This is a genomic window from Lactobacillus sp. W8093 (genome assembly GCF_016100925.1).
Taxonomy (GTDB): domain Bacteria; phylum Bacillota; class Bacilli; order Lactobacillales; family Lactobacillaceae; genus Lactobacillus; species Lactobacillus helsingborgensis.
Window position 1 is genome coordinate 24,032 of record NZ_JACFRL010000013.1, and the last position, 8,322, is coordinate 32,353.

Here is an 8,322-nt window from a genome sequence, read left to right on the forward strand (position 1 = left end):
AATATTTAATCATTGCCCAAAACGCGGTAGCAGAAATTAATTTATCATCATTAGAACTTGCTAATCAGTTGCACGTTCCAAAATATTGGCGAGAGCCGGATTTTTATAAATAGCCACCACGTCATATTTCAGTTCAGGCAGTTGAGGTAAAAAGCAGAGACAATCATCATATTTTTTTGGTATTGATAATTCTCGCGGATAAATTGCCAGACCATGATTTAAAATAACATTCGATATTGCTGCGTCGAAACTGTCTAGATAAATGATTTGAGAGTAGTCAATGTGCATTTGACGCAGAATTATTTTAATTTTTGATTGCACATCATTACTATCTGTAGCAGTCCATTTTTGTAAAAAAAGGGGCTGCCTTTTAAAAGTCTTCTTGCTTATATTGCCATTTTTAGTTAAAGAACTCTGATTAAGTAAAATGCTAAAATTGGCTGTTCCAATTTTTTTAACGTGAATATCTTTAATTTTGCTTACCGCCGTTGAAAAACCAATCAGGACGTCATAATTTCCTGCATCCAACTTTGTAAAGCTTGTCGCAAAATTCTCTGTATCTAATTGTAATTGTAATTTGGGGTTAGATGTTAACAAAGATTGTGCTAATTTGACTGTCCAGAAACCAAACCCATGCAGATAATGAATTTTTAGGATACTAAAAGAATTATTTAACTGGGTTATTTTTTCACCAAATTCATAATAGGTATTTAAAAGAGGGATGGCGCAGTGATAGAGATTGCTACCTGCTAAAGTTACTTTAAAATGAGAAGTCGAACGGTCAATTAGCTGCACTCCAAGTTGCTTTTCCAAATTTTTAATTGCGTTGCTAATCGCGGTTTGAGAAACAAAATTTCTTTTGGCAGCTGGGGTAAATCCTTGAGTTTCAACTACATCAACAAAATATTTGTATGCTAACAAGCTGTATTTCATCATGTATCATCCTTTTCTTTATAACTTTAACTAATAAGTTATCACCATTATATGTTAGCGCTTACTAAAAAGCGAGGGTAAAATTGAGTTGTAACAACAGTTACCTATACTATTAGTTTTATGGCTAAAAGGAGAAAGTATAATGGCTGAAAAATATATTTTAGCGATTGATGAAGGTACTACTAGTACACGTGCAATTATTTTGGATCATGCAGGTAAAAAAGTAATTGACTCACGTAAAGAGTTTAATCAGTATTTTCCTAAACCAGGCTGGGTAGAACACGATGCCAATGAAATTTGGAATTCAGTGTTATCTACAATTGCCAACTCGTTTATTAATTCTGGGGTTAAACCAAATCAAATTGCGGCTATTGGTATCACCAATCAACGTGAAACCACTGTAATTTGGGATAAGAAAACAGGCTTGCCAATTTATCATGCGATTGTATGGCAATCACGTCAGACGTCTGATATTGCCGATAAAATCATTGCTGACGGCTATTCTGATATGATTCATGAAAAGACCGGTTTGATTCCAGATGCTTATTTCTCTGCAACCAAAATTCGTTGGATTCTTGACCATGTTCCAGGGGCTCAAGAAAGAGCAGAAAATGGTGAATTGCTATTTGGCACTATTGACTCTTGGCTAGTTTGGAAATTAACCGGTGGCAAAGTTCATGTCACTGATTACACTAATGCCAGCCGGACAATGTTATTTAACATTACCAAACTGGATTGGGATGATGAAATTCTCAAGTTATTGAACATTCCAAGAAAAATTTTGCCGGAAATTCGTTCTAACTCCGAAATATACGGTACTACAGCAGAATATCATTTTTATGGTAGTCAGGTTCCAATTGCCGGTATGGCTGGTGACCAGCAATCAGCTTTAATTGGTCAATTGGCTTTTGAACCAGGAATGGTCAAAAACACTTATGGTACCGGTGCGTTTACTGTGATGAATACCGGAGAAAAGCCAAAATTCTCAGCTAATAACTTGTTGACTACTGTGGCTTATGGCATCAATGGCAAAGTAAATTATGCTTTGGAAGGTAGTATTTATGTTGCTGGCTCAGCTATTCAATGGTTGCGTGATCAATTAGGTATTATTGATGATGCCCCGCAATCAGAAGAAGCAGCAAAGCGCTCAAAGGATAATAACGAAGTCTTTGTAGTTCCTGCTTTCACTGGTTTAGGTGCTCCATACTGGGATTCAAATGTCCGTGGTTCTGTCTTTGGTTTAACTAGAGGTACGACAAGGGATGACTTTACTAAGGCAACTTTGCAATCCTTAGCTTACGAAAGCCGTGACGTTATTGATACTATGCACGAAGATACCAAAATTAAAATTCCTAAGTTGAAAGTTGACGGTGGTGCTGCTAATAACGATTACTTGATGCAATTCCAAGCTGATATCTTGGGCATCAAGATTGAACGTGCTGCTAACCTTGAAACAACGGCGATGGGTGCTGCTTTCCTTGCAGGATTAGCTATTGGCTTCTGGAAAGATGTCGATGAGATTAAGAAGATCCAAAAGGTAGGTAAGACTTTTGAACCGCAAATGAGCAGTGCAGAAAGAGATCACTTATATGAAGGCTGGAAAGCTGCTGTTAAGGCTGCTCAAAGCTTTTCATACAAACCATTTCAAAAGTAATTAATTTTATTAGAGAGAAAGAGGCTGAATCATGGCGTTCTCAATTAAAACGAGACAAGAAGAAATTGAACGTTTAAAGAATGAAAAATTAGATTTACTGGTTATTGGTGGCGGCATTACTGGTGCCGGCGTTGCTTTGCAAGCTAGTGCAGCCAAAATGAAAACTGGCTTGATTGACATGCAAGATTTTGGTGGTGGAACTTCTTCTCGCTCTACCAGATTAGTACATGGTGGTATTCGCTATCTTAAGACTTTTGACGTTCAAGTGGTTTCCGACACTGTTAAAGAACGTGCAGTTATCCAGCACATTGCGCCACATATGACACAACCAGACCCGATGATTTTGCCAATTTATGATGAACCCGGCACCACGTTTACTATGTTTTCAGTCAAAGTGGCTATGGATTTATATGATCATCTAGCTGGCATTGAAGGAGATTCACCTTTAATCAAATATGCTAACTACATGATGGATAAAGAAGAAACTTTAAAGCGTGAACCACAATTAAATAGTGAAAATCTGCAAGGTGCGGGTGTTTATTTAGACTATCAAAACAATGACTCAAGGCTGGTTGTTGAAAACGTTAAAAAGGCACATGATTTAGGTTGTTTGGCTGTTAGTCGCTTGAAGTGCATCAGAATTTTACATAACGACCAAATGCAAGCAAATGGTGTGCGCGTTCACGACAATTTAACCGGTGAAGAATTTGAAATACACGCAGATGTAATTATTAATACTTCTGGTCCTTGGTCTGATACAGTACGTCAAGAAGATAAAGAGGTTTACAAGAAACCACGCTTGCGTCCAACTAAAGGTGTGCACCTTGTAGTAGACCAATCACGCCTGACGGTGCCACAACCAACTTACTTTGGTTCAGGCACGGCAGATGGTCGTATGATTTTCACAATTCCAAGAGAAGGTAAAACTTACTTTGGTACTACAGATACTGACTTTACCGGTGATTACGCTCATCCAACTGTTGAACAAAGCGATGTAGATTACTTGTTAAATATCATTAATAAAAAGTATCCTGCAGCCCATTTGACAATTGACGATATTGAAGCCAGTTGGGCAGGAGTTCGTCCTTTAATTGAAGTAGAGGTTGAAGGAAACGAAGCAGCTGATGCTGCTACTGGAGCCAGTGTTTCTGACAGTACTTCGGCTCCGTCTGCTGTATCACGTGGTAGTTCACTAACTGAAGCTGAAGACGGTTTAATCACATTAGCTGGTGGTAAGTTGACAGACTACCGCATTATGGCTAATGGAGCAATGAAGAAAATACAGCAGAAATTGCATGATAAGTTTTCTAAGAACTTCACTTTGCAAGATTCTGCTGAAATTAAAGTTGCTGGTGGTGACTTTGATTCTGATCATGCAGAAGAAGAACTGGCACGGATTGCTAAAGATGGTGTTGCTGCTGGTTTAGCTTCTGAAGATGCAACTGAAATCGCTAACCTATATGGTTCTCAAGCAGAGCAAATATACGACTATGCACAAAAGATTAAGCCAGCAGATGGTTTAAGTTTAGGCGAAACGGCTGCACTGGACTATTCATTAAACGAAGAAATGACTTTGACTCCAGTTGATTATCTTTTACGTCGGACTTACCATATCTTGTTCAAGAGTGACACCTTGAGCCAAGTTAAAGATGGTGTAATAAAGCATATGTCTGATTACTATGGCTGGGATAAGGCATTAAAAGAGCAATATATAAATGACTTAGACCATGAAATTGCAGAGTCACGACTGGAGGGATTAAAGAGTAAAAATAAATAGAAATAAAATTGTCGAGTAGTAAATTGTTTCCCCGAAAAGCTCAGCAGAATTCTTTCTGCTGGGCTTTTTTCTTGTTTTTTAAAAATCTCATATTAAAATAAAGCAAATTAAATAATATCTTTATTTTGTATTGGAAATTACTTTTAAAATAATAACTTTTGTTTTCATATTTGAAAAAATAGTTTTAAATTTGCACTTTAAAAGATTACACTAATAGTGAGGTGAATTATGATGGAACCAATATTTTTAACGCCATACTTTAGACCTAAGATTTGGGGTGGGCGCAAATTAAAAACTATTTTTAATTATGATATTCCAGATGGTCAAGTCGGTGAAGCTTGGGTTATTTCTGGATACAAGGATGACGCTTCAACTGTCACTAGCGGTCAATTCAAAGGACAAAGCTTACGGCAAGTGTATCAAGAAAATCCAGAGCTTTTTGGCAATCCAAAAAGTAAAGAATTTCCTTTACTGGTTAAATTCTTGGATGCTAATGACAATCTATCTGTGCAAGTTCATCCTGATGACGATTATGCCCGCAGAGTAGAGAATGACAGTGGCAAGACCGAAAGCTGGTATGTCCTGCAGGCTGACCCTGGTTCGTATTTGATTTATGGTCATACCGCTAAAACTCGCGGTGAATTGGCAGAAATGATCAAAAAGGGAGAATGGGATAAGCTATTGCGTAAAGTCCCAGTCAAAGCCGGAGACTTCTTTTACGTTCCCTCAGGTACAATTCATGCACTTACAAAAGGAATATTAGTAATTGAAACTCAGCAATCCAGTGATGTAACTTATAGACTGTATGATTATGACCGAGTTGACCAAAAAACAGGTCAGAAACGGGAATTACATACACAAAAGTCAATTGATGTTACTCAGGTTCCTCATGTTGATCCCCAACTTAAGATCAAGACTAAACATGAGCAGGATGCTATTATCAAAACTTTAGTTGAGCCACCAATTTCACCTCATTTTTATTTGTGGCAAATAGACCTTAATGGCCAATGGCAAACTGGCTTAAAGAGTCACCCATACTTATTAGTCACAATTATTAATGGTTCGGGTAAACTCGAATTTGCAAATAAGACTTACGATTTAGCATTAGGAACAAATTTGATTATTCCTAATGAAATGAAGAATTTTAAGTTTGAAGGTAATATGAAAATAGTTATTTCAACACCAGGAAACGAGAATTAAATCTATCAGAGAAAGGAAAAAGTATGATTTATATTGCATGTGGTGCAATTATGTTAGTAATTGGACTGCTATGGCTAATCTCGCCTGCAAAAAGACAAATTCCATTTTACGGGTATCATTCATACTTGGCCCAAGTCAATAAAAACAGTTTCAAGTTTGCTCAAAAAAGAGCAGGTTTAAATTTTATTGCTTTTGGTTTAATTCAATTATTGTTGGGTATTGGAATACATTTATTTAAATGGGATCGTTATTTTTTACTTTGGCTGCTGACATTTTATCTTTTCATTATCTTTCCAATCATGGCTACGGAAAAAGCCTTAAAAAGCTACTTAAAAAACCGTCATGAATTGCCGGCAGATTATATAGATCCTGACAAAGTAAAAAGGGAGAGAACAAAAGGATTTAGGGACCGAAAATGAAACTGAAAATTTTAATGGTCGAGGATGATCAGTCAGTTGCAGAAATGATGGGAATGTTCTTTGAAAAAGAAGGTTGGACCATGGATGTAGCTACTGATGGGGAACAAGCCGTTAAAATGTTTGCCAAAAATCCTGACCAGTATGATTTGATCACGTTAGACCTCAATCTACCTAAAAAAGATGGCATACAAGTTGCTAAAGACGTATGTGCGATTTCACCACAAATTCCAATTATTATGTTAACTGCTCGCAGTAGTGAGGAGGAACAGATTCAGGGATTTAATGCTGGTGCAGATGATTATGTATCAAAGCCTTTTAGTCCTTTAGCTTTAATTGCTCGTATCAAGGCGCTCCAACGCAGAATTAGAATTGATGATCATAAAGAACAATCAAAAGAAACTAAAGAAGCCGAAAATTTCGATGTCGAAACAGCTCATACCCAAATTTCTAAGAGCAGACGTGAAGTACTATATGACGGAAAATACGTTCAGAACATTACACCAAAAGAATTCGATTTACTATATACTATGGCTCAAAAACCTAAACAGGTATTTTCCCGTGAACAATTGTTAGAAGCTGTTTGGGGCTACGATTATTATGGTGAAGACCGGACAGTTGATGCTCATATCAAAAAGTTGCGTCAAAAATTGGAAACCGTGGGTGCAGATGTTATCCAAACTGTTTGGGGCGTTGGCTATAAATTTGATGATTCGTAGGTTTTTATTATGAAGTTGATTTATCAGCACATGCTTAGTTTTTTACTAATCATTCTTACTACGGTATCAATAATTGGCTTTTCAGAAATTAATAACGTCACTAAGCAATCTTATGCCCATAATTATCAGAGAATGGAAGATTTTGCTTCTGCTCTAGGAACTTTGGCTGCTAGTGAAGAAAAGAATGGCTCAGCAATGCTTAACCCCAAGTTTTTGCATAGACTGCAGTTTGTCCTTCACAGCGATAAAGTGTATTTTAGCGTTTTTAATACGCGGGGCAAACAGATTTATCCCAAAAGAAATAACAAGATTAAACTTTCTGACAAGCACTTTGCACAAGTAAAGCGTGGAAAAAAGCTGCATATCAAAAACAACAATGAAATAATTTCGCAATTAGGTCATACTAAAGACACCTGTACTGGAGTGCTTTTGCCTTGGCGTGATCAGGGTAAATTTATTGGTGCAATTTGGCTGGGAGTTCGGGTGTCAACCGTTGAACGACCAATAAGAAGTGCCAAACAAAATTTGTTCAGTGCGTTGGTGACTGCATTAATTTTTGGCTTGATTTTGAGTTTTATCTTGTCGTTTTATGCAACTAATAGGATTAAAAATTTGTCTCAAGCTACTCAAAAAGTTGCTGCAGGAGATTTTGACGTACAGGCTAATTACAGTGGTAATGATGAAATAACTCAGCTTGCTGATAACTTTAACCAAATGGTGCGCGCATTAAAGAAATCAAATCAAGAAGTTAAGGCACAAGAAAAACGACGGGATCAGTTTATGGCTGATGCTGCTCATGAAATGCGGACACCGTTAACTACAATCAACGGTATTTTGGAAGGGTTGCAATATGATGCAATTCCAGATAAAGCCAAGCCGAAGTCTATTGCTTTAATGAGCAGGGAAACAAAAAGGCTTATTCGTCTTGTTAACGAAAACCTCGATTATGAAAAAATACGCAATAATCAAATAGATTTAATTAAAACCAAATTTAATGCTAGAAAAGTATTAGACGATGTTACAATGCAGCTTAAACATAATGCTGCTAAGGCAAATGATAAAATTATTATTTCAGCACCTATAGATTTGCCAATTTATGCCGATAGAGATCGCTTTACCCAAATTATGGTCAATTTAATTCAAAACGCTATTCAATTTACTACTGATGGTAGAATTGAGATTACTGGCTATCGGGCTGCCCATGCCACCATCATCAGTGTTAAAGATAATGGTATTGGCATGAGTCATGAGCAACTTAAGTATATTTTTGAAAGATATTTTAAGGCGGATCCATCGCGCACGCGTTCGGGTAAAGGCGAATATGGTTTAGGCTTATCAATTGTTTCTTCTTTAATTAAGCAGCATGGCGGCAAAATTCGCGTTCAGTCTAAGTCAAATCAAGGCGCTGTATTTACCATAATTTTATTTGATAAAGGCTATGAACAATATCTTGATAACTAATGCAGTTCGAATAAAATTCTGCTTGCAATAAAAAGGCTAATATATCATCAGTTTAGGATGATTTATGGCTCTATAATTTATCCTGTTGATGACTTATCCATGTGGTAAGCTGTTAATAGGTTTTTTATTGCATAAAAAAGGAGGACATCTTCCTCTTGCTTC

Annotated in this window: 7 protein-coding genes; 6 read left to right on the forward strand and 1 reads right to left on the reverse strand. The window is 36.8% G+C overall.

From position 1 onward, the window contains the following. Positions 1-60 precede the first annotated feature (60 nt). Positions 61-936 carry a LysR family transcriptional regulator gene (locus H3T47_RS08820; RefSeq protein WP_109918247.1) on the reverse strand — a complete coding sequence of 292 codons (876 nt, stop codon included), beginning with the start codon at positions 934-936 and terminating at the stop codon, positions 61-63. A gap of 139 nt (positions 937-1,075) precedes the next feature. Here H3T47_RS08820 and glpK point away from each other — a divergent pair, with 139 nt between their 5' ends. From glpK to H3T47_RS08850, 6 genes are all read left to right on the forward strand, one after another. Beyond that, on the forward strand, positions 1,076-2,587 hold the full coding sequence (gene glpK / locus H3T47_RS08825; protein WP_199283202.1) for a glycerol kinase GlpK: 1,512 nt from the start codon (positions 1,076-1,078) through the stop codon (positions 2,585-2,587). Between the two features lie 31 nt (positions 2,588-2,618). Continuing rightward, on the forward strand, positions 2,619-4,364 hold the full coding sequence (locus tag H3T47_RS08830; protein ID WP_199283203.1) for an FAD-dependent oxidoreductase: 1,746 nt from the start codon (positions 2,619-2,621) through the stop codon (positions 4,362-4,364). Between the two features lie 231 nt (positions 4,365-4,595). Next, complete coding sequence (gene manA, locus H3T47_RS08835) at positions 4,596-5,564, forward strand: mannose-6-phosphate isomerase, class I (protein ID WP_199283207.1); 969 nt, start codon at positions 4,596-4,598, stop codon at positions 5,562-5,564. Between the two features lie 23 nt (positions 5,565-5,587). Next, the gene (locus H3T47_RS08840) at positions 5,588-5,983 is read left to right on the forward strand and encodes an SdpI family protein (RefSeq protein WP_199283204.1); all 396 of its coding nucleotides are present in this window, start codon (positions 5,588-5,590) and stop codon (positions 5,981-5,983) included. Continuing rightward, a complete protein-coding gene (locus H3T47_RS08845; protein WP_199283205.1) occupies positions 5,980-6,699 on the forward strand; it encodes a response regulator transcription factor in 720 nt (239 codons plus the stop codon). Before H3T47_RS08840 ends, H3T47_RS08845 begins: the two co-directional genes overlap by 4 nt. A 9-nt stretch (positions 6,700-6,708) precedes the next feature. After that, positions 6,709-8,160, forward strand: coding sequence for a cell wall metabolism sensor histidine kinase WalK (locus H3T47_RS08850; protein ID WP_199283206.1), 1,452 nt, complete (start codon positions 6,709-6,711; stop codon positions 8,158-8,160). The last annotated feature ends 162 nt before the right edge of the window (positions 8,161-8,322 follow it).